This window comes from Corynebacterium jeddahense (assembly GCF_028609865.1).
Taxonomy (GTDB): domain Bacteria; phylum Actinomycetota; class Actinomycetes; order Mycobacteriales; family Mycobacteriaceae; genus Corynebacterium; species Corynebacterium jeddahense.
Window position 1 is genome coordinate 46,540 of sequence record NZ_CP063194.1, and the last position, 22,846, is coordinate 69,385.

16 protein-coding genes, 1 tRNA gene and 5 pseudogenes are annotated in these 22,846 nt (G+C 63.2%); 12 read left to right on the forward strand and 10 right to left on the reverse strand.

Annotated elements, in window-relative coordinates:
- Nucleotides 1-6: 6 nt before the first annotated feature.
- A complete protein-coding gene (locus CJEDD_RS00180) occupies nt 7-888 on the reverse strand; it encodes a DUF3662 and FHA domain-containing protein (protein WP_042408846.1) in 882 nt (293 codons plus the stop codon).
- A 179-nt stretch (nt 889-1,067) separates the two neighbouring features.
- Here CJEDD_RS00180 and CJEDD_RS00185 point away from each other — a divergent pair.
- A tRNA-Leu gene (locus CJEDD_RS00185) sits at nt 1,068-1,151 on the forward strand.
- Nucleotides 1,152-1,261: 110 nt separating this feature from the next.
- On the opposite strand, the gene CJEDD_RS00190 is transcribed toward CJEDD_RS00185, so the two are convergent.
- The 5 genes and pseudogenes from CJEDD_RS00190 to CJEDD_RS00210 form a co-directional block, all read right to left on the reverse strand.
- A complete protein-coding gene (locus CJEDD_RS00190; RefSeq protein ID WP_273657494.1) occupies nt 1,262-2,443 on the reverse strand; it encodes an IS1249 family transposase in 1,182 nt (393 codons plus the stop codon).
- A gap of 254 nt (nt 2,444-2,697) precedes the next feature.
- Nucleotides 2,698-2,943: pseudogene (locus CJEDD_RS00195) on the reverse strand (IS1249 family transposase); the annotation flags it as partial.
- A gap of 16 nt (nt 2,944-2,959) precedes the next feature.
- A pseudogene (locus tag CJEDD_RS00200) lies at nt 2,960-3,749 on the reverse strand (IS256 family transposase); the annotation flags it as partial.
- Nucleotides 3,750-3,872: 123 nt separating this feature from the next.
- A pseudogene (locus CJEDD_RS00205) lies at nt 3,873-4,754 on the reverse strand (IS256 family transposase); the annotation flags it as partial.
- A gap of 227 nt (nt 4,755-4,981) precedes the next feature.
- On the reverse strand, nt 4,982-5,293 hold the full coding sequence (locus tag CJEDD_RS00210; protein WP_010189373.1) for a transposase family protein: 312 nt from the start codon (nt 5,291-5,293) through the stop codon (nt 4,982-4,984).
- Between the two features lie 232 nt (nt 5,294-5,525).
- On the opposite strand from CJEDD_RS00210, the gene CJEDD_RS00215 reads away from it, so the two are divergent.
- A complete protein-coding gene (locus tag CJEDD_RS00215; protein WP_042410142.1) occupies nt 5,526-5,924 on the forward strand; it encodes an SHOCT domain-containing protein in 399 nt (132 codons plus the stop codon).
- Between the two features lie 149 nt (nt 5,925-6,073).
- Here the strand turns inward: CJEDD_RS00215 and CJEDD_RS00220 are convergent.
- Nucleotides 6,074-6,344 (reverse strand): annotated as a pseudogene (locus tag CJEDD_RS00220) (transposase); the annotation flags it as partial.
- Between CJEDD_RS00220 and CJEDD_RS00225 the strand changes: the two are divergent.
- The 4 genes from CJEDD_RS00225 (at nt 6,326) to CJEDD_RS00240 (ending at nt 9,960) form a co-directional block, all read left to right on the forward strand.
- Nucleotides 6,326-6,538, forward strand: a complete 213-nt coding sequence (locus CJEDD_RS00225) for a hypothetical protein (protein ID WP_157034544.1) — start codon at nt 6,326-6,328, stop codon at nt 6,536-6,538. The pseudogene CJEDD_RS00220 and the gene CJEDD_RS00225 sit on opposite strands and share 19 nt — an antisense overlap.
- 349 nt (nt 6,539-6,887) lie before the next feature.
- Nucleotides 6,888-7,439 carry an LURP-one-related family protein gene (locus CJEDD_RS00230; protein ID WP_052333747.1) on the forward strand — a complete coding sequence of 184 codons (552 nt, stop codon included), beginning with the start codon at nt 6,888-6,890 and terminating at the stop codon, nt 7,437-7,439.
- A 9-nt stretch (nt 7,440-7,448) separates the two neighbouring features.
- Nucleotides 7,449-8,810 carry an MFS transporter gene (locus CJEDD_RS00235; RefSeq protein WP_042406106.1) on the forward strand — a complete coding sequence of 454 codons (1,362 nt, stop codon included), beginning with the start codon at nt 7,449-7,451 and terminating at the stop codon, nt 8,808-8,810.
- The gene (locus CJEDD_RS00240) at nt 8,803-9,960 is read left to right on the forward strand and encodes a copper oxidase (protein WP_157034431.1); all 1,158 of its coding nucleotides are present in this window, start codon (nt 8,803-8,805) and stop codon (nt 9,958-9,960) included. The genes CJEDD_RS00235 and CJEDD_RS00240 overlap by 8 nt, the downstream gene beginning before the upstream one ends.
- On the opposite strand, the gene CJEDD_RS00245 is transcribed toward CJEDD_RS00240, so the two are convergent.
- A complete protein-coding gene (locus tag CJEDD_RS00245) occupies nt 9,938-10,327 on the reverse strand; it encodes a cupredoxin domain-containing protein (RefSeq protein ID WP_042406108.1) in 390 nt (129 codons plus the stop codon). The genes CJEDD_RS00240 and CJEDD_RS00245 overlap by 23 nt on opposite strands.
- A gap of 139 nt (nt 10,328-10,466) precedes the next feature.
- Here CJEDD_RS00245 and CJEDD_RS00250 point away from each other — a divergent pair, with 139 nt between their 5' ends.
- Nucleotides 10,467-11,150, forward strand: coding sequence for a helix-turn-helix transcriptional regulator (locus tag CJEDD_RS00250; RefSeq protein WP_042406110.1), 684 nt, complete (start codon nt 10,467-10,469; stop codon nt 11,148-11,150).
- Here the strand turns inward: CJEDD_RS00250 and CJEDD_RS00255 are convergent.
- On the reverse strand, nt 11,147-11,347 hold the full coding sequence (locus tag CJEDD_RS00255) for a hypothetical protein (protein ID WP_157034434.1): 201 nt from the start codon (nt 11,345-11,347) through the stop codon (nt 11,147-11,149). The two genes, CJEDD_RS00250 and CJEDD_RS00255, sit on opposite strands and share 4 nt — an antisense overlap.
- Before the next feature lie 335 nt (nt 11,348-11,682).
- Between CJEDD_RS00255 and CJEDD_RS00260 the strand changes: the two genes are divergently transcribed.
- From CJEDD_RS00260 to CJEDD_RS00275, 4 genes are read left to right on the forward strand one after another with little or no spacing between them, the layout of a single operon-like run.
- Nucleotides 11,683-13,458, forward strand: coding sequence for a SpaH/EbpB family LPXTG-anchored major pilin (locus CJEDD_RS00260; RefSeq protein WP_042406112.1), 1,776 nt, complete (start codon nt 11,683-11,685; stop codon nt 13,456-13,458).
- 33 nt (nt 13,459-13,491) lie between these two features.
- Nucleotides 13,492-14,412: a class C sortase gene (locus CJEDD_RS00265; RefSeq protein ID WP_074432497.1), complete on the forward strand. Its 921-nt coding sequence runs from the start codon at nt 13,492-13,494 to the stop codon at nt 14,410-14,412.
- The gene (locus CJEDD_RS00270; RefSeq protein ID WP_081764498.1) at nt 14,409-15,812 is read left to right on the forward strand and encodes a SpaH/EbpB family LPXTG-anchored major pilin; all 1,404 of its coding nucleotides are present in this window, start codon (nt 14,409-14,411) and stop codon (nt 15,810-15,812) included. The genes CJEDD_RS00265 and CJEDD_RS00270 overlap by 4 nt, the downstream gene beginning before the upstream one ends.
- Nucleotides 15,813-15,824: 12 nt before the next feature.
- Nucleotides 15,825-20,204, forward strand: coding sequence for a vWA domain-containing protein (locus tag CJEDD_RS00275; protein WP_157034435.1), 4,380 nt, complete (start codon nt 15,825-15,827; stop codon nt 20,202-20,204).
- A 188-nt stretch (nt 20,205-20,392) separates the two neighbouring features.
- Here CJEDD_RS00275 and CJEDD_RS00280 read toward each other — a convergent pair whose 3' ends face one another.
- Nucleotides 20,393-21,568 (reverse strand): hypothetical protein, encoded by a 1,176-nt coding sequence (locus tag CJEDD_RS00280; RefSeq protein ID WP_157034436.1) that lies wholly within the window; start codon nt 21,566-21,568, stop codon nt 20,393-20,395.
- A gap of 36 nt (nt 21,569-21,604) precedes the next feature.
- On the opposite strand from CJEDD_RS00280, the pseudogene CJEDD_RS00285 reads away from it, so the two are divergent.
- Nucleotides 21,605-22,843: pseudogene (locus CJEDD_RS00285) on the forward strand (glutaminase); the annotation flags it as partial.
- Nucleotides 22,844-22,846 lie beyond the last annotated feature (3 nt).

Genomic DNA, 22,846 nt, shown 5'->3' on the forward strand with positions numbered 1-22,846 from the left:
GCCCCCTTACGGGCGGAAGTATTCGGTACTGGGGTGGGAGACCGAGTCCGTGAACTGCGGCTGGCTCGCATCCGCGGCGGGCTGGTCGCCCGGGCCGACGATGCGCACCTCGATGTTGGAGTGGCCCAGCGTAATCACGTCGCCGTCCGCGAGCATCCAGTTATCCACCGGCTCGTCGTTGACCGTCGTGCCGTTCGTGGATTGCAGGTCCACCAGCACCGCCACCTGGCCGTCCCAGGTGATCTCCGCGTGCTGGCGGGACACGCCCGTGTCCGGCAGACGGAAGTCCGAGTCGTTCGAGCGGCCCAGGATGTTGGAGCCTTCGTGCACAAGGTAGGTGCGCGAGGAGCCGTCCTGCAGCAGCAGGCTCACCGTCGGCGTGCCGGTCGCGCTCGTCTGCGCGTTATCGGTGGTGGGTTCGGACATTGCATCCTCCTTCAATTGCGAGCGTGAGGCGCGGCGCGTTTTCGGCTCCGCCAGGATGGCGTCGAAGCCGCTGACCACGTCCGGCATGGTGTCGATGTAGGACGACACCCGCAGCTGGCCAGTGCGCAGGCCCGACTCCTCCGCGATACGCACGACCACCGGCCCGTCGAGGAACCACTGCTGGTTGCGCGCGTACCGCATGAGCTGGTCGGCGAGGTCTACAGGAAGCTCGCGGTTCTGCGACAGGTTCTCCAGATCCTTCGAGGACACGCCCACCGCGTACACGTTCGGCGCGACGTACTCGTCCTTGTCCGTGACCACCAGCGAGTCCTGGGCCTCTTGCTTGACCAGCTCTTCCAGCTCTTCAGGCACGACCTTGCCGCCGAACAGCGCGGCCATGGAATTGTCCAAGCCGCGTTGCAGGGAACTGTCCAACTTTGCCAGCCTGTCCATTACCGCCACTTCCCGTACACCTCCTTTCCTCACATGCGAATTTAAGTAACTCAGACAGTATAGGTGCCAGCCCCGACACGACCTATCCGTCCACCGTGGCGCGCCTGTCCGCGGGGCGGGGTGAAAAAGGGGATGCGCTGCGGGTTTGTAGATTGTGTGACCTGCGTTCTATATTGATCACGTCGCCCGCCCGGGTGGCGGAATTGGCAGACGCGCTGGCTTCAGGTGCCAGTGTTCGCAAGAACGTGGGGGTTCAAGTCCCCCCCCGGGCACAACCGAAAGCCCGCCGCGCAGGACGTACGGCGGGCCTTTTCTTATGTGGCCAACCGGTTCTAGCGGGTTAAACGACAAAATGTGTGTCTGGCTCCGGCGTGTCGCGGGGTTAGATGTGGCCTTTTTGGATGCCGATTGAGTGTGTGTAGTTGGTGTCGATAGCGTTGTCGTAGAGGGCTGGTCGTCCGGTTTCGTGGTCGGCTTGGTTCTCGTTGTGGGTCAGGGTGGATACTTTGGCGAGTTGGTCCTGGCCCCAGTTGGACTGCCTGGCGATCTCTACCGGATCGTCAGGCAGTTCCGTTTGCAGATACAGCCACCACTCCAGCATCCGGCGTTGATGCTCCCCGGATCTGCCGCGGTGGGTGCGGGCCAGCAGTTTCAGTTGGGCGTTGATGCCGCCTTCTAGGCTGTTGGTGGTGGATTTGATCCGGCTGGCATCGAGGACACCGTCGGGTGGGTCGAGATAGACAAATAACAGCTGGTTGCGCCATAGGTGGTTGAGGCTGTTGTAGGCCTTGCGGGTGCGTTCATGTGTCCATGACCAGGTGCGTTGCCGTGTCGCCGGGTCGGTTGTCCACGTTTTCTGGTTCATCCAGTCGCGGTAGATAGTGCCGTATTCGTGCAGCTGCGCACCCCACGCGGCGGCTTCGTCAAGATCGGTGATTTTCGTGAGGTTGAGCGCAAGCTGGTAGATCGCTCGTCCTGCATCGGTGCGTGGGCGTGCGGTGGTGTGCCGGCGTACCACGCGTTGGGCGTGGACGAGGCAGCGCTGCACTTTCGTTGTGGGCCAGCATGTCTTGATCGCGCTGGCAGCACCTTGGCCGCCGTCGATGACAGCGATCAGGGGTGCGGGGATACGTTCGAGAAGTCTTTGGTAGTCGCGGGTGGTTTCACGTGTGCACCAGTGCCAGGCGATGACGTGATCCAAGGTGGCGGCCACGATGAGACACCCACCGGCGGTGTAGGTGCCGTCAAGAAAGACCTGGTCGTAAACCCGGCCTTCGTGCCCGATTGTGGGATCGGGGATATCAACTAGCCAGAAGTGTTCAAACCGGCGTTGCAGGGTACGAGGATGACACCCTGCTTCGGCGGCAGCGGTGTTCAAGCTTGCACCGGTCGTGAGGTGGGCGATAAATGCTGCGAAGGCTGCGGAGTTGGTGATATCGGGGCGCTGCTTGGTGGTGGAAGCGCCGCAGTTCTTGCACCGCCACCGGGTGCGGTTGGCAGAAGTCTTTCCATTGCGTTTCATCTCGCCGCCGCACACCTGGCAGCGGGGTTGGTTCTTCGGCATTGATCAAGCCAACACCGGCTACTACCACATGCTGCTGTCACACCCCAGTATTTCGCCGCCCCGGGGCGGATATAAGCTCCAGGAGCATATACTTTCCGGATTACCCCTGGTCATCCCAAACAAATCGACGAATCCGGACACACATTTTGTCGTTTAACCCGTTCTAGCTGGCCCCTGCCAGTGTCACCCGGATCGCGGGTTAAGTAGCAAAATGTGTGTCCGCTCGGCGTGTCGTGGGGCGGGCACACCGTTTGTTATTTCATGGGGCCTTTTCTGATTCCTATCGAGTGTTCGTATTCGGTTGGGATAGCGTTGTCGTAGAAGGCTGGTCGTCCTGTTTCCTGGTCGGCTTTGTTGTGGTCTTCTTCGGCAAGATCGTTGACTTTGACGAGTTGATCTTGGCCAAAATCGCACTGCCTGGCGATGTCTAGTGGGTCGTCAGGCAGTTGCTTTTTGGTGCGGAGGTACCACTCGAGCATTTTCCGTTGACGTTCTCCGGACCCGCACCTTTTCGTAGAGGTTTTTGGCGAAGTGGGTGCGACAGCGCTGCCACGACGCATCGGGCAGCACTTCGGATATCGCGTGCTGGATGCCCTCATGGGCGTCACTGGTGATTAGGAAGACACCGCGAAGCCCGCGGGCTTTGAGGTCTTGGAAGAAGCCTTTCCACGATGCGTTGGATTCCGTGGTGGCGACGTGCATGCCGAGCATTTCCCGGTAGCCGTCGGCGTTGACCCCGGTGGCAAGTAGCACCGAGCATTTGACCCCCCGGCCGCCTTCGCGGACTTTGATCGTGAGCGCGTCGCACGACAGGTAGGCATGCCCGCCGGGGTCGAGTGGGCGGTTTTTGAAGTCGGCGACCATCTCGTCGAGTTCTTCCGACATGCGCGAAACTTGCGATTTCGACAGGTTAGAAATCCCAAGGGTTGCCACCAGATCGTTCATTCTGCGGGTGGAGACCCCTTTGAGGTAGCACGTGGCGATCACGGTCGATAGTGCGCGTTCTGCTCGTGAGCGGCGCTCTAGCAGCCAGTCGGGGAAGAACGCGTGCGTGGCGCAGTTTCGGCACTGCCACGTCGATCGTGCCGACACGGGTGTCGAGGTCGCGGTGGCGGTACCCGTTGCGGTGGTTGACCCGCTGTTCAGAAGAGACGCCGTATTCGGCGCCGCAGACGGTGTCGGCCTGGGCGGAGAGGATCTGGTTGATAAACCCTTGCAGCATCTGCCGCATCAGGTCAGGGGAGGCTTGGGCGAGGAGATCATCCAAGTAGGTTGCAGGGTCGATAGAATGCTGTGCAGCGGTCATCGTCATGTGCCTTTCGGTGAGATGTGGTAGTTGAGTCGAAAGGTTACTGGCGGTGGCCGCCCCACTATTTTCAAGGGCCCACCATCAGCAAGCGTTACACCACACTAAGGGACGCAACCCCTGATACGACACCCACCGGTTCGTAGCCCGAATCAGGTGCACAATGCAGGTCTGCACCATGGAATTCGGCCAGGTTGCCTCCACGGCTTCCGGCAAGCCTTTGAGCCCGTCGCAGCACACAATGAACACGTCCTGGACACCGCGGTTGGCCAGATCCGCGCACACCGATGCCCAGAATGCAGCACCTTCATTTTCCGCGATCCACAATCCCAGGATGTGCTTGATGCCGTCCATGTCGACACCAACCGCCATATAGCAGGCTTTGTTGACCACGCGGTGGCCGTCACGGATCTTCACGCGCAGCGCGTCGAGGAAGATCACCGGGTAAAACTCGTCGAGCTGGCGGTTCTGCCAGATCATGACCTCGTCTAACACCGCATCGGTAATGGTGCTGATCGTATCCGGGCTCATATCCACCCCAAGGGTGGTCGCGAGGTGATGCTGGATATCGCGCACGGTCATCCCGCCGGCGTACAGCGAGACGATCATGTCGTCGAGCTCTGTGAGTCGGCGTGCGCCTTTGGGCACCATCCGTGGCGTAAACGTGCTGGCACGATCCCTGGGCACGGTCACTTCCACCGGGCCGTAGCCAGAATTGACGGTCTTGGTGTACGACCCGTTGCGGTGATTGCTCTCCTGCGCGGTTTCCACCTGGGCTTTGGCCTTGCGGTCGGAATGGCTATAGCCCAAATGCGCATCCATCTCTGCCTTAAGACCAGCGTTGATCGATGCCTGCAACAAGCCTTTGACCAGCTCGCTGGCATCATCAGCAGTGGTCGACAGCTCGCTGATCAGGCTGGCGAGCTCAGGATTTTCCATCAGCTTCTCGCAGATCTCGTTGACCCTCGCCGGGTCATGGTTTTTCTTCGGTGACACCGTAGTCATTATCGGTGAAACTCCTTCTAGATCAGAGCCTCACACACAAACTTCCTGACACCCTTCAGGAATGACAGGCGAGGAGCAATCCGCGGGGACGGATAAGGCCACAGCGCGTTCAAATGTCTCACATGAGTGCAACGGTGAGGGGTGTAGAGAACGCACGGTGGGCGGTTGCGAATAAGTGACCACGCTGGCAGCCAAGAGGTACGAGCGATGAAAGATCAGCTCGGGCATTAGCGAACGTACTGACGTCGCTTTATTAGGTGTACTGACCGGGTACGTTGCGGGCACGCCGGTTCGGCGCACCGCCACAGCCGCTTGCGCCACACCAGCAGCACCGGCCGCCCCGCCGAGGGGATGTCACGCACCAGATGCTCACGCCGGCCGTGGGCCACCGCGACCACCCCGCACCGCGGGCACCCGGTCACCGACTCGGAGGTCTCCACCAACAGCTCCAGCTCACCGCCGTACTCACCGACGGCAAGCACCACCAACCCCGAGATGCCGAGCATCGCAGCGGGCAGGACGGTAGCCTCAACACTCACCTGGGACTCCTCTCGATCCGTTGCTTGGTCGCTACGAATCGTGGAGTCCCAGGCCCGTCTTCACCAGCCCAACCCGGTCAGCGCGTCGCAACCCGGCTACCACGTTTGGTGAGGAAGAGCTGCTAACGTGGTTCGGCGACGGCCCGGGCACGTCCTTGTTCCTAACCGTCGTGCGCTGGGGTCCGCGTGGACCGCTCGGCCAGCGTCCATCCAGTCAGGAGGTAGTCAGCAGATGTTCGACGACAACGGCTCATTCCTACTCGCCATGTTCGAGTTCTTCATCTTCTTCGCATGGTTCATGTCCCTGTGGTGGATCTTCGGAGATCTCTTCCGCAGCAAGGACCTCGGCGGCTTCGCGAAGGCGCTGTGGGTGGTGTTCATCGTCGCGCTGCCGTTCATCGGAATGCTCGCGTACCTGCTTGTTCGAGGTCGGGGGATGACCGACCGCGCGGTCGAGGCGCGCCAGGAGCTCCAGCAGCGGCAGGATGAGTACATCAAGTCCGTCGCCGGCGGCTCCGCCGGATCGAGCCCGACCGATGAGATCGCCTCGGCGAAGGCCCTTCTCGACTCGGGAGCGATTACCCAGCAGGAGTTCGACCAGATCAAGGCAAGGGCGCTCTCCTCGGTCTGACCCTGGTCCGCTCCCTCGCCAGCCGCAGCGTCGCGGTCCGAGGGCGGCCATCCGGCGCGGCCTAGGTATTCGCCAAGTGTGCGGCTTGCGCGCGCGAGCAGGCGCATACCGGGCAGAGGGTGTCCGATTGTTTGTGTGCGGGGGGTGGTTTACAAGTAGTCCGCGAATCGGTCGGGGTAAGCCACGGCTAGTTGGTTGATGGCTTGTTTCCACCCGGTGGCTTTCGCTCCTTCAATATAGCCGTTGCATTCAATGTCGCGCTTTGCTTTCTTCGCCCGCTGGGCGGCACGCTTGTTCGATGTTGCAGATCATCAGCCACAGCGTTTTCTGCGCCGCGGTATCGTTCGGGAATTGGCCCCTGTTGCGGGTAGCTTTACGCAGTTCAGCATTCAGCGACTCGATTGAATTGGTGGTGTAGAGCTCGCGACATCCGCATCAACGGCTCGTCCACCACCGGCCGCCGTGGAGGCGCCCAGGCGCAGGAGTCGGCGTCCGCGTCGGCGTCGGCTGCAGCGTCCGGCACGGTGACCACCTCCGTGACGACGACGGTCCCGCCCGTCACGGTGACCCCGGGTCGTGGTGAGTTCGGCTCCTCGGCTGGCTCCTCGAACTAGCACCGAGCTCGGCCCGGGCCTCCTGAGCGCCTCGGCCACTTTCGGCCGGGGCGCTTCGCCGTGCCCGCCCCAGCCCCAACCGCCTCAGCCCCAACCGCCCGCCCCCCAGCCCGCAAACCCTGAGAACCAAACCATGAGAATCCCCCAAAACCGGCCATTCTCATGGTTTGGTTCTCATGGTTTGGGCCCCGGGACCGCCGATCCGCCGAACGGGCGCCGGGCCGCTCGGAACTGGCGTAGGGGGATGGCCGAGAGGGAATGAGGACAATATTGACCTCATTCCCTCTCACCACCACCCCAGCACCGATCAACCGCCGAAAGCCGGGCGGCGGGCACTAGGGTGGGGGCTGTGTTTACGGAACGTGAGATCGTCGTGAAGCAAACGAAAGCGCTCGGGCGCGACGAATTCGCGATCGAGGGCGCGGCGGGGGAGCCGCTGGGCTCAGCAAAGCAGACGCTGCGGGCGAAAGACCTGGTCAAGGCGTCGCGGGGCGTCCGGGTGTTCGACCACACTGGCGCGCACGTGCTCACGGTGGAGGACCCGGTGAACCTCGTGCGGGACGCGTACGTGGTCGAGCTCGTCGAGCCGGCGATGGAGCTGGCGAGGCTGACCAAACGGTTCTCGTGGGTGGGGTCGAAGTGGGATGTCGCCATCGCGGGCTTCCCGGACGCGAAGATTGTGGGCGAGCCGTTCAACCTCAACTACGAGCTGACCAGCCAAGGCAGGCCGATCGCGCGCGTGGACGCGGAGTTTTCCGGCGTCGGGCGCGCGGTGATGGGGAAGACGAGCTACCGGGTGCGGATGGAGCCGGGTCTCGACGAGTGGCAGCACGCCGCCGTCATCGGGATCGCGCTGGCGATCGATATGCGCCGTGAGAAGGTGCGTCGCAACGCGGGGTAACATCACGGCATGACTAAGGCGCAGCGCTGGGGCTTCTTCGCCGTCGTCTCCCTCGGGCTGCTCATGATCGGCCTGGACAACTCGATCCTCTACACCGCCCTGCCCGCGCTCGAGCACAGCCTGAACACCACGCCGAGCCAGGGGCTGTGGATCATCAACGCCTACCCGCTCGTCCTCTCCGGCCTGCTGCTGGGCACGGGCGCGCTCGGGGACCGGGTCGGCCACCGCCTCATGTTCCTCGCGGGCCTGGCCGTCTTCGGCGTCGCGTCCCTCGGCGCCGCGTTCGCGCCGGGCCCAGGAGAGCTCATCGCCGCGCGCGGGCTCCTCGGCGCCGGCGCGGCGGTGATGATGCCGGCCACGCTCGCGCTCATCCGCCTCACGTTCCCGAACGAGCGCGAGCGCAACCTCGCCATCGGCATCTGGGGCTCCGTCGCCGTCATCGGTGGCGCGCTCGGCCCGATCGTGGGCGGAGCGCTTATCCAGCACTTCTGGGTGGGCTCGGTGTTCCTCATCAACGTGCCGATCGTCATCGTCGCCATCGCGCTCACCGCCGCGCTCGCGCCGGAGAACCTGCCCAACCCGAACAAGCACTGGGACGCCGTGTCCTCCCTCTACGCCCTGATCGCCCTGTCCGGCCTCACCATGGCCATCAAGCAGGCCGCGAACACCCAAAGCGCCGCGCTCCTCGCCGGCGCGATCGTAGCCACCGTCGCCGGCGCGGCCCTCTTCGTGCGCCGCCAGCACCGCCTCGCCGACCCGCTGCTCACGTTCGACATCTTCCGCTCCCGCATGTTCACCGGCGGCGTGCTCGCGGCGGTCGGCGGCATGTTTGTCATGGCCGGCGCCGAGATCATGACCACACAGAAGCTCCAGCTTGTCGACGAGCTCTCGCCCCTTTCCGCCGGCGCCACCGTCGCCGTCATGGCCGTCGCCGCCATCCCCGCCTCCACACTCGGCGGCGCGTACCTGCACCGGGTCGGCTTCCTGCCGCTCATCGCGGGCGGCTTCGGGGGCGCGGTGCTGGGGTTGGGGCTGTTGGTGGCCGGAGGATCGTCGATAAGCGGGCTGATTGTGCTCGGACTCTCGGCGGGGTCGGTGATGAGCGTGTCCTCCATCGCCATCATCGGCGCCGCGCCGCTGCACCGCTCCGGGATGGCCGCGGGCGTGGAGGAGGTGTCCTACGAGCTGGGCACGCTGGTCACCGTCGCGCTGACCGGGTCGCGGCTGCAGCGCGGGCTCGACGCGGGCGCGGAGTACACCGACGCCTACCGCTCGGTGCTCGTCGTGCTCGCGGTGGCGGCGGCGGGGTTCTGCGCCGCGACGTGGTGGTGCTTCCGCGACAACCCGAAATCTGGAGGAACCCATGCCTGACATGAACCCGCGCGCGTGGCACCGCAAGGCCTCGCGCCCCGTCTCCGTCTGGATGGCCGTGTTCGTCCTCGCCGGGCTGGCCCACCCGTGGCTGCCGAACGCGACGTGGCTGCTCGTGCACATCTTCACGCTCGGCATCCTCGCGAACTCCATCGTGCTGTGGTCGCAGAACCTCACCGAGCGCTTCCTCGGCCAGCGCCTCGACGACGCCGCCCGCCCCGCCCAGCTCGCCCGCACCTACGCGCTCAACGCCGGGATCGTGCTCGTCCTGGTCGGCGCGACGTGGGCCGGCGCGCTCGTGGTCGCGGTGGTGCTCGCCTGGCACGCGTGGGCGTTGTTTACGCAGGTGCGCACTGCTTCTCGACGCCATCCGGCCCCCACCGCCTTCCTCCTTTCCGCCTGCTGCCTGCCCGTCGGCGCACTGTTCGGCGCCGCGCTGGCCCAGGGGCTGCCGGGGCCGTGGCAGGGCGCGGTGCGCCAGGCCCACATCGTGACCAACGTCGGCGGCTTCGTGGGCCTCGCCGCGATGGGCGCGCTGAGCGTGCTCTTCCCGGCGATGTGGCGCACCCGCGGGCACGACCGGGCGGGGCTGGCGGTGTGGCTCGGGCTCGGCGGCGTCGTGGTGGCCGTCGCGGGCTCGCTCGGCCGCGCGGACTGGGTCGTCGCGGCCGGCGTGCTCGTCGTCGTGGCCGGGTGGGTGTGGCTCGCCCAGGGCTTCGTGGTCAACGCGCTGCGGGGCACGGCGAGCTACCCGGGGCTGTCGGCCCTGTGCGCGGTGGCGTGGCTCATCGGCGGGCTGACCTGGTTCGCTGTGCGGCTCTTGCGTGGCGACGCCGAGGTCCCGGTCCTGCCGCTGCTCGTGGGGTTCGCGGGCCAGCTGCTCATCGGCACCATGAGCTACCTCATGCCCACCACGATGGGCGGCGGGCCGGCGGCGGTGAAGGCCGGCCTGCGCGAGCTCAACCGGGGCACCTGGACCCGCGTGGTCCTGTGCAACGCGGGGCTTGCGGTGTGGCTCGCGGCGGGCAGCTCGCTCGTGCGCATCGCGGCGTCGCTCGTCTCGGTCGGCGCGCTCGTGGCGTTCCTGCCGCTGCTCGGCCGGGCGGTGAAAGCGCAGGTGGGCGTGATCAAGGCTGCACGTCGAGGGTGAACACCATGCCCATCTTCTTGTGCCCGGCGATGGTGCACCAGCCCTGCGTGTCCTGGTCGAACTCGCCGAAGTAGGCGCTCTTCTGCTTCCCCGGCTCGACGCGCCCGGAGTAGCCGCCGCCGAGCTTGAGGTCGTGGACGGTGTCGTCCGAGTTTGTCAGCCGGACGACGAGCTTCGTGCCGGGCGCGACCTCGACGGTGTCCGGGACGAAGCGCATGTCGCGGATGTCCACGTCGATGGTGGTGATGTCGGGGCCGTGCGGGACGGCGTCGTCACGCGGGGGCGCGAACGCGGCGAACCCGGCGGCGCCCGCGACGAGACTGCCGACGACCGCCCAGGCTGCGGCGTCGGTGCGGCTCGGGGTCATGGTATCGATGGTGCCACCGCGTGCAAAAGTTGACAAAAGAGATGGTCGTCCACGAAGAAACATGCCGGTTAAATTGTCGGACATCTCAGTAAGGCGTACACTCCCTGACGGATCAACAATATCGCCCCAGGAGAGCGCCATGGAACGTGTGCAGGCACCGCGGCCGACCAGCGATTTGCTCAGCACCCTCAGCCAGCTCAGCCCGAAGCAGGTCGAGGTGTTCCGCGAGCTCCAGCAGCGTCCCGACGGCGCCCAGGTCGCCCAGCTCGCCGAGGCGCTCGGCATGCACGCGAACACGGTGCGCGGCCACCTGGACGAGCTCATGTCCGCCGGCGTGGTGGACCGCCGGGTCGCGCCGTCGCCGGGGCGGGGCCGCCCGAGCCACATCTACACCGCCCGCGTCCCGCGCACGGACAAGGCGTCGCGCGCGTTCATCGGCCTCATCGAGGTGTTCGCGGACACGCTTGACGACGGCGACACCACTGCCGCCAAAGCCATGGGGCGCAAGTGGGCGGCCAAGGTGAACGCGAAGCACCACACGAACCTGCGCATGGACCTCGACACCGCGGAGCAATGCACCGCGAAGGTGCTGCGCGAGATGGGGTTCGACCCGGTGCAGCGCCCGGACACCTCCGTGGGCAACGTGCGCGAGCTGGGGCTCAACGCCTGCCCGTTCATCACCGCCCAGGGCGAGCGCCCCGAGCCGGTCATCTGCGCGATGCACGAGGGCTTCCTCGACGAGGGCATCGGCGACGTGCAGGTGGAGCTGCGCCCGCACGATCGTTCGGGCCAGTGCGGGGCGCGCCTGACCAAGCGCGGCTAGTTCACCAGCCAGTCGTTCGAGCTGAACAGCTCGTAGAAGACGTCCGCGGGGGAGTGGCCCGCAAGGACGTCGCGGTCGCGGAAGTAGAGCGGGATTGAGGCATCCGCGAGCGTCTCGACGAGCCTTCGGCTTTGGTCTCGATGTTCTCCGCGACCGGGCCGATCGTGGTCTAGATGGTGGCGGCGTGGGCGCCACAAAGGTGCTGTTGCATCGGGACAGGCAAGTCCGTGGTGGTCACAAACACGGCGACATCCGTGTCTAGCCGATGGAGTAATCGGCCGCCGGTTGTGTGATTTATCTCATCTCTACACGCGTGAAAATTAAAGACTACTTGGCTGGCAATCGCTTGGGTAGAGGTTTATATTTCTAGGTGGCTACTGCTAGAACCCTCGGATACGCCTTGGAAACTCGTTTGCAGGACGTGTCGTGGCGCCTAGGGGATTCGCCTTGCTCAATCGTCTCTTGGCGAACTGGGCTTTCCATGTCACTTGGAACCGGACCCGAAATCCGGGTCCACGATTGAAGGACTCACATGAACACTTTCAAGCGAAGCCTGGTTGCGTCCGTCGCTGCAGGCGTGATTCTGGCGGGTGGCGCGGCCCCCGTCTTTGCTCAGACCCCGGCCCCCACCACCGTCGGTGCGGCAGGCATCCCGGTCACCCAGGATCAGATCAACAGCCTTGTTCGCACGAACAAGGACGAAGCTAACCTGACCATCCACAAGTACTCCCACAAGCTCGACGGCAGCGAGAAGAACGGCAACGGCGAGGCCCTGACTCCGGCACCGACCTTCAATATCGTGAAGGGTGCGCAGTACAAGATCGAGCGCATCGACGCTGACCTGAAGACCAACGAGGGTTGGCGCAAGGCATCGAAGATCGCGGCGGGGACTGAGCGCGCCAACGTCATCGATATCAAGACCGGCGAGAAGAGCCGCACCGTTACCACCGGTGAGAACGGCGATGTGACGACGACCCTGCCGCTCGGCCTGTACCGTGTCACGGAGCTTGCCGCCCCCGGCCACGAGATCAACGCGACTCCGTTCTATGTCACCCTCCCGATGACGAACGTCAAGGGCGATGCTTGGAACTACGACGTTCACGTCTACCCGAAGAACACCCCGGACGACCGCAAGCTGTTCACCAAGGATGTCAAGGATGCGAACTCGCACGCATTCGTGTCCACCGACAGCTACGACACCTCTACCCCTGCGGCGCTGGTCAAGGGCAATAACGTCACCTACCCGATTTCCTCCCGCGTCGAGAACGGCACGCTCGAGTACTACCGCATTGAGGATCACTTCGACGGCACCCGCCTGCGCCAGCGCACCGCAGGAGACAAGCAGCAGGGCGAGACCGCACTGGTGACCAACGTCCGCGTCACTGACGAGAACAACAAGTCGCTCGCCACGCTGTCTGCTGGTGATTACGGCGTGAGCCTGGAGAATACTGGCACCGCAAACGCGTTCCTCGCCGTCGAGCTCACCCCGCAGGGTCTGGCAAAGCTCAACGGAACGACGGGGCAGCGCCGCCTCGCGTTCGAGTTCAATGCGGAGCTCGTTGAGATCGGGGACAAGGAAGCGGCACTGAAGTCTGTCGATAACACCGATCTGCGCCTGTGGCAGCGCGTTGGCGACAACCCGCCGACCACCCCAAACACCCCGGTAACCACGACTCCGCCTGCAACGAACACGCCGCCGACATCGTCCACCCCTGCGACCAACACTCCGCCACCCGGCACCACGACGCCGACGCCGTTCACCCAGTCCTACTACGGCAATGTGAAGATCCAGAAGCAGAACAATGAGGGTGGCAACCTCAAGGGCGCTAAGTTCGAGCTCTTCAAGTGCACGAAGGCTGACGACGGCAAGCTCACGCTGGATCAGAAGACCGGTGCGCTCGGGTCTGCCACCTCCGGCGAGGGTGGCCTCGCGTACTTCTCCGGCGTTCACGCAAACAGCTTCGTCGACAACAAGGCGGTTGACGCCGGCAACAACGGCTACTGCATCGTTGAGACTCAGGCTCCGCGTGTCGCAGTCGTGGACGCGCAAGGTAAGCCGACTGGCGAGACCTCGAACTACGAGCTCCTCGCTCAGCCGGTGTTCTTCCAGGTTATCGCCGACACCAAGAACAACACCGTGCCGCTGACCGTCATCAAGACCAATGAGACCGTGAACCAGCCGGAGAAGGGCGGCTTCAAGCTGCCGTTCACTGGTGGTAACGGTGCGTTCTGGATCCTCGGCCTCGGCGTGCTGTCCCTGCTCGTGGCTCTGGGTGCGCAGGAGAAGCGTCGCCGTCAGTCGGCGTAAGCCGGGAACCGTCGATAAGCAAGGGTTGAGCAGATGAGCACCGTTGTGATGGAACCCCCCGTGCTGGGGAAGGAGAGCAAGGCGAAGCGGCAACTAAGCCCGTTCACCGTGCTCTTCCTGATCATCGGGCTCATTTGTTTGCTTTATCCGGTTATCGCGACGTGGTCGAATAACCAACACCAAAGTGAGACGTCGCGTATTTTCGCCGGTCAGGTCGAAGACCAAGATCGCGTGAAAGAGCGGCAGGATTCACTCGAGCGGGCGAAGCGCTGGAACATGGAGCATGCGAATGCCCCGATTCTTGACCCGTGGCTCACGCGTGTCCGAGAAGATAACCCGCTCTATCTCGACTACCTAGAACAACTCAACACCGAGCCAATTATGGGGCGAGTGGTCATTCCGTCGATTAACTCGGATTTGCCACTTCGCCACGGTACGACGGAACAAGTGCTGAAGAGCGGTCTCGGCCACCTCTTCGGAAGCTCTCTGCCGACTGGTGGTCCCGGCACCCACGCCGTTATCACCGGCCACACAGGCTTTGCGGATTCGACACTGTGGGACAACCTACGGTCAGTAAAGATCGGTGACGCGGTGTACGTGCAGAACGCGGCGGAGAAGCTGAAATACCAGGTAGACAACATCGAAGTTGTACTGCCCGAACAGACGGATTCGCTGCGCGTTGTGGAGGGAAAAGACCTCCTCACGCTCATTACCTGCACGCCGTACGGCATCAACTCTCACCGATTGCTTGTCCACGCTCACCGGGTGCCGATGGATCCGGAAGACGAGCAGGCGCTGGCCAAGGTGTACACGCCGTGGCAATGGTGGATGACTGCCGCGCTCGCAATCGCGTTATTCGCTCTCCTGGCAGTCATCGGGTGGTGGCTCTGGGCGCGGCGATCGAACGAGCAGACTGAAGGCTCACAAGCGGAAACACATGGAGAACCTCAATGACGAAAGTTAAGTCTCTTCCCGGATGGGTGGCGGCGGTCTCCCTCGTCTTAGCCGTGGTTTCGGGGCTACTTATTCACCCGATGCAGGCGCACGGCCAAGCAAGCGAGAAGCTGCCCTCAGTGATCGACCCGCGTGGGCCGTTCAGCCTGACGGTGGTGAAGTCCGCTGGTGACCCCGGCACCGCTTTCGGCGACCCGAGCAACCCGAACGCTGACTTGGACCGAACGCCCATCGCCGGCGCGAAGTTCGAGATTCGCCGCGTTGGGGACATTGACCTGACCACTAACAAGGGGTGGAACCAGGCAACGAAGCTGTCGGACCACCCGCAGGCGTTTTTCAAAGATGGCGCATCCCGTTCTCGGTTGGAGGCGCCGGTCGGTCCGGTTACAACCAACAAGGATGGCCGCGCCGTGTTCTCCGACATCAAGCCGGGGCTGTACTTGGTTGAGGAGGTGCCGTCTGAGGCCGCGTACCAGCGCTACGTTATCTCGCGCCCGTTCTTCACGTTCGTTCCGGATACCGATGAAACCGGTGAGCGGTGGATCTATGACATGACCGCTTACGCCAAGCCAGAGGCCCTCGACGTGGCCAAGACCGCGGAGCCGTACTGCTCGGATGGAACCAAGGAGACCGTGAAGTTCGGCTTCTCCACGTCTATCCCGTTCCTCGACGGGAACCGCGCACTGCGGTCGTTCGAAATCGCCGATCCCCTGCAGAAGGGCCTGACGCTTGTCGACGACTCCGTTCGGTTAACCACGTCAACGCGGTCCGGCAACACGCCAACGGCCGAATTGGACAAAGCGGACTACAAGCTCACAGTTGACGGAGATAACGTTCTCCGCATTCGGTTCTCCGACGGCGGTCGCGCAAAGCTGGCGGAGCTGCGGGACAGTGATGCGAGTGCCACGATCGACGTGGTCTTCGAGGCGAAGGTCGATCCGGCGGTGACCGAGGTGACCAACCAGGCGTATCTGCTGCCGAACGGTTTCCCCTCCTTCGACCTGTCGCGCAAGCCCGGCATCGTGAGCAACCCGGCCAGGGTGAAGATCATCCCCTGCGGAACCCCGACGCCGACTCCGACGACCTCGGTGTCTACGACAGTGTCCACCGCGACGACAACTGCGACCACCACGTCTTCGGACCGAGAGACTGTCACGACGACGTCGGTGCCACCCACGACTCCGCCGCCGACAATTCATGTCCCCGTTACAGCCACGGTTGAACGCATGCCGGACCCGGTGAAATCCACGGTCACGGTTGCCAAAACTCCGGAGGAAACCCCGGAACGACCGCAAGGACGCCTTGCGTCCACCGGTGCGAACGTCCTTTGGGTCGCACTGGCTGGCTTGATATTCATCCTCCTCGGACTCGCCTTCTCCCGCCGTAAGCGGGAGGACTAAGAAAGGCCCATCATGCTGAACCGAAACGTTTCCCCCCACGGTGGCGTGGCCGTTGCACGTGGGGCCGCTCCCACCTGGCGAATCCTGCTGAGCATGCTCGGTGCCCTGGCGCTCATCCTCATGATCGCGCCACCCGCGCCCGCAGAGACGACCACGGCTGCGGCTAAGCCGGGCTTCACAGTCAAATCCATTGAGGAACGGCCGCTTACCGAATATCAAGCCGGATCCGAGCTGCCGGCGAACTACGTAATCGACGTTTTGTATACCGGTGAGACCGTACCGTTGAGCGATATCCGTCTCTCCCTGCCCGGGGCTGTTCTTTCCCCGGCAAGCGAGGAGGTTGAAGGCTTTGGCTCCCCGCTCTACGACTTCGACCCGAACGCGTCGGCGCGGACCTTCGGCAACACCATCTACCCGATGAGCAACGACTCCGCTGCATACGGCGAAGAGGACGGCTCCCTGCTCTACGAGCTCAACGAGGGCTACCAGATCCACGACGGGCAGTGGGTGCGGTTCTTCGTTTCGGGGAGCGCAATTGCGACTGGCGACCCCTCAAGCTTCTTAGTAGAGAATATTGATGGGGAGCAGGGGATGGTCTCCGCGCACTCTGGTCAGCTCGAAAATCCCTTTGATTCGGACGCCACCAAACGTGCGTCCGCGGTCATGCCCTTCGCAGCCGGAAACGAAGGTGTTATGAATATCGATGTGTGCCGAGAAGAAACAGCGGATCTCCGATTCTCGGACGGCGGGCAGGTGTGGCCGAACACAAATCTGGTTCGCGCCGGATACTCGATCTACTACGTAGATTTGGCAGCTACCAAACAAGGATCGTTCAGCAAGATCACACTTGGCCGTATTGACAGTGGTCATGAGTACATAACTGACAAGACCAAGTGGTGGTTAGATACCAATCCTAACTTGGAGCAGGGGCGTGACTTTACCGTTTCCAAAACACAAGAAGGGGCCGCTGTTTTGGAGTTCACCGAACTCCAATCGGTCGCCGAAGGCCAACGGTTCCGTCTCTACCTAGTTTATGATCAGGCCAAGGATCAGAAGAGAATTCCGAGTATCACTGTCGGGTGCTCCGGCTCCGACGAAGTTGATCCCGCCGACCCCACCGATCCAACTGAACCCTCCGGGCCCACCCGGGACTGGGACAAGTCTCGCACCGATTACAAGCCCGGCGAGAAGGTAGACCCTCTCCCGGAAAAACCCTCCGTCGGCCCCAACGAAGCAGTGATCCGCCAATACGCGCGTGCATTCTTCTACAAGCCCGGCCCCGACTCGGAAAGCTCCGATCCCACTCAGGAAGCGGACCTGCGAATGACCAAGGGTGCGCAGTTCCGACTCTTCACTGGTAACCGCGGTCCTGAGACCGAAGTGACTGCCTCCTGGGGTACGGCTACCGTCGGCGACGGTGGCTTTGCTGACTTCCGTATCCCCAAAGAAGGGTTTGGGCAGCAGTACTGGGTAAAGCAGATTAAGGGCGCTGATCGCTTTGCCGACGTACCCGGGGACCCTTATTTCGCCAATCAGATCAAGACCGGTGATTACCAAAGCCCCGAAGACATCACCTACACGATTGGGCAAACCCCAAGGGTGCAGGGTGGTCAGTGGTACAAAACATATACCCAGGGGAACGACAAGGACCGGTCTTTCGGAGCCGCAGTACAGGCAGTTCCGAACCCGCCAATCCCGGCGACGTGTAACCCGGGTCCCCGTATCGGCATTGTGATGGACATGTCGGCGTCGATTAGCAGCGATGAGATGCGCACGTACCAGCAGGCTCTGACTGGTGACGGTGGTCTACTGGACAAACTGAAGGGCACGAATGCGTCGATCTCAGCGTTCACCTTCAGCTGGGGTTCGCCGTCCGAGGATAACGAGCGGATTGGCAACTACCCGGGGCTAGTCAACCTTGACACCAACATGGCCGAGGCAAAACGCATTGTTAACGACCGCATGAATCGCGGTGGCCGCACGAACTGGAACGATGGTTTGACCAAGGCATACGAGGCAGGGCAGCAGATCAAGAACCCGCGCCTCCCGTACGGCACTGGGTACGACATCGTGCTGTTCGTCACCGACGGTAACCCGAACACGACGGGTCCCAACCGCTACCGCCCTGACGGGAACGACGTGTCGCTTCGCGCGCTTGAGGGTGGCGCCTATGCCGCAAACTTGTTGAAGTTCAGCGGCACACGCGTCATGGCTATCGCAGCCGGTGGGCCCGGGCAGAACACCCCGGAGAACCTGGTGTTGGTGTCTGGCAAGAAGGAAAACGAGGACTACTACAACGGTTCGTGGGACGAGCTCTCGAAGAACCTTGTCGACTCTGTCCGTGGCTCCGTGTGTGAGTCGAACGTTGTGATCACCAAGCAGATCGTTCGCGTCCTTGGTCAGGACGGTAAGGACGCGACCGATCTCCGCGCCACAACGAACACCGTGATCCCTGTCGGTCCCGGTGCAGGGTGGGACTTCACCGCTGCGTTGAAAAACACCAAGAACGGGACCATCAACCTTGTAAGTGGCAGCGAGCGGGGTGCCAAGTTCACGTCGAAGACGTCGAGCGGTGGTCAAGTGAAATGGGGTGTGAACTACAAGACCGATAACGTCAATGAGACCGCCGACATCACCGTCAACGAAGCGGCACAAGAGAACTTCGACTTCTACCAGGCGAAATGCACCAAGAAGACCTTCGATGGGCGAAAGCTTGGTGATGAAATAACGATCACCGATCCGGCAAAGTTCAACTTGCCGCAACTCGGCCGCCTCCAGACGTGGGAATGCGACGTGCAGAACCGTCAGCGGACGCCGGAGACGTCTACGCCACGTGATTCCTACGAGCTCTTCAAAACGGTGACGAACTCTGCGCAGCGTCCTGATGGAAAGTGGGAGATTACCTACGACATTGTGGTGTGGAACACGGGCACCCGCGATTTCGATTACACACTTGAAGACACCTTGAACTTCGGTGAAGGGCTTATCCCGGAAAGCGCTAGTTGGAGCAGCAAGACGACGGCTGGGTCAAAGACGACATCTGGTCAGTGGTCGGGCTTGCCAAACAATGCGACCACTGAACTAGCAAGGAAGCGCGATATCAACAAGGGGATTAGAGACACCTACACCGTCAAAGTGACCGCCAGCCTTGCGGACGGCGGATCTTCCCCCAGGGGTATGCGATGCAAGTCGGGGTCTGACGGTCCCGAACGGGGCGGATTCCTCAACCAGGCGAACATCACATACGTGGACCGCGACACGCTTGATCGGAAGAATGCGAGCGCCTGCGCAGAGCCGGCAGTGCCGGAAGTAATTAAGCAGGAAGTCGGCACTTCGGGCCCGGACAAAGACGGCGTTTACACGGCCGAGTACACTGTGGCAGTTCGCAACACCTCAAACGTGGCTGGTCCGAACGGCACGAAGGTGGACAAGCCTTTGTACTACTGGCTGGAGGACACCCCGCGGTTCCCGCAAGGCGTGACCATCACCGGTTGGAACGTCGTGGGCGACAATGTCGCTAACTTCCAGGAGAAGTCGAGCACGCAGGGAACTATTCCGATCGCGATTGTTCCAAGCACCTCTCCGCGCCAGATCCAACCTGGTGCGATGGAGAAGTACAACGTGAAGGTGAAGTACAAGCTGCCCGCCGATCCGGCAAATGCGTTGAAGGGTAAGACCGAGTGTGATGCTGCAGGCTCGGGATTGAATAACATTGCACGCATGCACTCGGGCAATCAGTACCGCGACGACGACGCCTGCCTGCCAATTCGAATCCCTGTGGACCGGATCGAACTGGAAAAGCTCGACCCGAACTATCAGGGCATCCCGGGCGCCGGATTCGCAATGCAGTTCTACGACGGCCAGGGGAACACGATCGGCGACACGACCTTCTCCACCCCTGTGTACGACGAACTTCGGCGCGGAGACACTACCTCGAACGTCCCGAAGAAAGAGGGTGGCAACGACTACCCGACGTCTCGCTCAACCGTCGTAGTCCCTGGAAACGCGACCAAGTTGGTCATCGTTGAGATCAACTCGCCTCAGGGGTACAGCCTGTTGGCGGCACCCGTACAGGTTGACATCACGCGTGGCAACGACGGCAAGGCCATTCTCAAGGTACCGGGGCAGGACACGCAGGACCAGAAGTTCTGGGTTGCCAAAGCAGGCGAGCAGGAGCACACCCGCTTCGTTCGCAATGCTGCTGGTGACGTTGTTTACGAGAACGGAAAGCCGAAAGTAGAGAACTACAAGGTCCAGACCGTCCAGGTCACCGACTCCACCAAGGGCGATATGCCTGCATCAGGTGGTTCAGGGGTCTTGTGGATTCTCGGCGCCGGATTGGTGTCGTTGGCCGCCGCCGCAGCAGCTCAGCGCAAGAAGCTCGCGATTTAGAAGGAAGGGAGCCTCGCCGGCGTGTCAGAGCAGCGCGCAGTCGGGCGGGCGCGGATTGACCCCACAGGGCCCCAACGTGGGCCCGGGGTCCAATGGATCGGAGTATAAAACAACTCGAAACAACTCCAAACAACTATCTTGAGCAGCGAAAACAAAGCAAAGCGCCAAGAGTTGTTGAAATAGTTGTTTCAAACAACTCCTTCCGCCCCCGCCGCGGACTCGATGTCTTGGATGAGGAAGCAGTTGGGGTACGGCAGGTCGTCCGCATCCCCGTCCGGCCCCAGAAAGTCCGCGGCGAAGTGCCGCAGCAACGGGGCCTCGCCCGCCGGCTGTCTGCTCACCACGCGCGCGAACCCGATGCCCTGCTCGGCGTACTCCCGGAACAACTCGCCCTTGATCCGGTTCGCGGCGGCAGTGTTTGCTTCGGGGAAGGCGGGGCGGAAAACTCGCGGGACCCAGTGGTACAGCGCGTTGGCGTAGTCGAAGACGGCGTCGTCGTTGCCGGATTCGGCGGCGGCCGTCAGGGCGTCGTAAAGCACACGCGCGGGTGCCACGGACGGGTTGCGGGCGACGATGTGCTCCAGGCCGTCCCGCACGGCGATGATGAGTTCGGTGCGGGAGGGGTCCTCCACGAGCAGGCCCGTTAACTCCTGCACCCACGCGCACGACAGGTAGTACTCCACCGCGCTGGAGGGGTAGGAGAGGTAGCTGAAGTGCGCGTCCAGGCCGCGGCGCAGGTCGCGGAGGATCTCGTAGGGCAGCTCGGTGCCGTCGTCGCCGATGTCCGCGCGGAGGGTTAACCCGCCGGCGCGCCAGGAGCGGTCCATTGCCAGCGTCGCGTCGCGGTAACCGGGGTGGAGGTCGGCGATAAAGACCATCTGGCCCTCCGCCCCGAACTCCGGCTCGGGCGTGAACTGCACGGAGAAGGCGTCGCCCACCACGGCGTACTCGTCGGCGGCGGGCTCAGCCAGCGGCCGCACCATCACCGCCTCGAGCTCATCCAACACGTTGTCCACGTCCTCAAACTCCCCGGCAAGCTGCACGGCGTATTCCGCAAGGCAGTAGGCGTACGCGAACCGCGGCTCCACCTCCTCGAGCCGGCCCAGCGCGTCGCGCAGATCCTTCAGGTGGAAGTACTGGTCGGACACGTGCCCGTCCACGAAAGTGAAGCACTGCCACGCGTGCGCGAGGTCCGCGTAGTGGCGCGGTTCGACCACGTGCGAGCGCCCGCGCGGCCGCCACGTGGCGCAGAAGTCGTCCATAAATGCGTTGACGTTGCGTAACTCGCGCGCGTCCATGTCGCCGCTGATGCGCCAGGTGATGCGGTGGCCGCCGCACACACCCGAGCCTGTGATTGTGTCCATGGGGTACATCACACCACGCCACCTAGACTTGTCCCCATGCTTCCGTCTGTGACAGAACACCTCCAAGTCATCCTCGACAGTGTCCGCGGCGAGGACGGCGGTGAACCCGCCGACTACATCGACGTGCTCAAAAACGCCGACCCGGACAAGCTCGCGCTCGCCATGTGCACCACGGACGGGCACCTCTACGCTGTGGGCGACGCGGACTACGAGTTTTCCATCCAGTCCATCTCCAAACCCTTCGTCTACGCCCTCGCGCTGGACATGTACGGCCCCGACGAGGTGCACCAGCACGTGGGGGTGGAACCCTCGGGCGAGGCGTTTAACAAGCTTTCGCTTGATAGCGACGGCCGTCCCGCCAACCCCCTCATCAACGCGGGCGCCATCACGGTCAACCAGCTCATCGGCGGCCCCGACATTGCGGTGGAGCAGCGCAGCGAGAAACTGCGGGAATACTTCTCGCGCCTGGCCGGTCGGGAGCTCACCATCGACCAGCGCGTGCTGGAATCCGAGCTGGAAACCGCGGACCGCAACAAGGCGTTCGCCCACATGCTGCGCGAGGCCGGCACGATCAGCGACGACGCGCACGACGCCGTGGCCAGCTACATCGCCCAGTGCGCCGTGCTGGTCACCGTGAAGGACCTCGCCGTCATGGCCGCCACCCTAGCGGGCGGCGGCACCCAACCCGTCACCGGCGAGAAGATCATCTCCGCCGAGGCCGCGCGCCTGGCCCAGGCCGTCATGGTCTCCGCGGGCATGTACGACGCGTCGGGGCAGTGGATGGTCAACGTGGGCATCCCCGCGAAGTCCGGCGTGGCCGGGGGGTTGATTGGGACGCTGCCGGGGCAGCTCGGAATCGCGTCGCTAAGCCCGCGCTTGAACAAGCAGGGCAACTCGGTGCGCGGGGTGAAAATCTTCCGCGAGCTGTCCAGCTCGCTCGGGCTCAACCTGCTGTCCTCCAACTTCTACGTCGCGCCGGGCATCAAGTCCGTGGAGCGCCGCGACGACGCGGACATTGTGGAGCTGCAGGGCATGATCAACTTCACCAACGCGGAGAAGATCCTGCGCGGGCTGATGTACCGCCGCCTGCCCCGTAAGAAGCTGATCTTGGACGTCTCTGGCGTCACCGGCTTCAACAAGGCCGGCCGCGACCTGATCAAGGACGGGCTGATGAAGTTCAAGGACGACGGCTGCGAGGTGGCCATCTACGACCCAGACCACACCCTGTCCGACTGGACGTTCGCGGATGGCACCACCGCCCAGGCCATCCGGGACTTC

Excerpts from the sequence above, each read along its gene's own strand:
- CJEDD_RS00190 (WP_273657494.1), bottom strand. The coding sequence starts at position 2,443 with ATGCCGAAGAACCAACCCCGCTGCCAGGTGTGCGGCGGCGAGATGAAA.
- CJEDD_RS00215 (WP_042410142.1), top strand. The coding sequence starts at position 5,526 with ATGTTCGACGACAACGGCTCATTCCTACTCGCCATGTTCGAGTTCTTC.
- CJEDD_RS00235 (WP_042406106.1), top strand. The coding sequence starts at position 7,449 with ATGACTAAGGCGCAGCGCTGGGGCTTCTTCGCCGTCGTCTCCCTCGGG.
- CJEDD_RS00240 (WP_157034431.1), top strand. The coding sequence starts at position 8,803 with ATGCCTGACATGAACCCGCGCGCGTGGCACCGCAAGGCCTCGCGCCCC.
- CJEDD_RS00245 (WP_042406108.1), bottom strand. The coding sequence starts at position 10,327 with ATGACCCCGAGCCGCACCGACGCCGCAGCCTGGGCGGTCGTCGGCAGT.
- CJEDD_RS00250 (WP_042406110.1), top strand. The coding sequence starts at position 10,467 with ATGGAACGTGTGCAGGCACCGCGGCCGACCAGCGATTTGCTCAGCACC.
- CJEDD_RS00260 (WP_042406112.1), top strand. The coding sequence starts at position 11,683 with ATGAACACTTTCAAGCGAAGCCTGGTTGCGTCCGTCGCTGCAGGCGTG.
- CJEDD_RS00265 (WP_074432497.1), top strand. The coding sequence starts at position 13,492 with ATGAGCACCGTTGTGATGGAACCCCCCGTGCTGGGGAAGGAGAGCAAG.
- CJEDD_RS00270 (WP_081764498.1), top strand. The coding sequence starts at position 14,409 with ATGACGAAAGTTAAGTCTCTTCCCGGATGGGTGGCGGCGGTCTCCCTC.
- CJEDD_RS00275 (WP_157034435.1), top strand. The coding sequence starts at position 15,825 with ATGCTGAACCGAAACGTTTCCCCCCACGGTGGCGTGGCCGTTGCACGT.
- CJEDD_RS00280 (WP_157034436.1), bottom strand. The coding sequence starts at position 21,568 with ATGGACACAATCACAGGCTCGGGTGTGTGCGGCGGCCACCGCATCACC.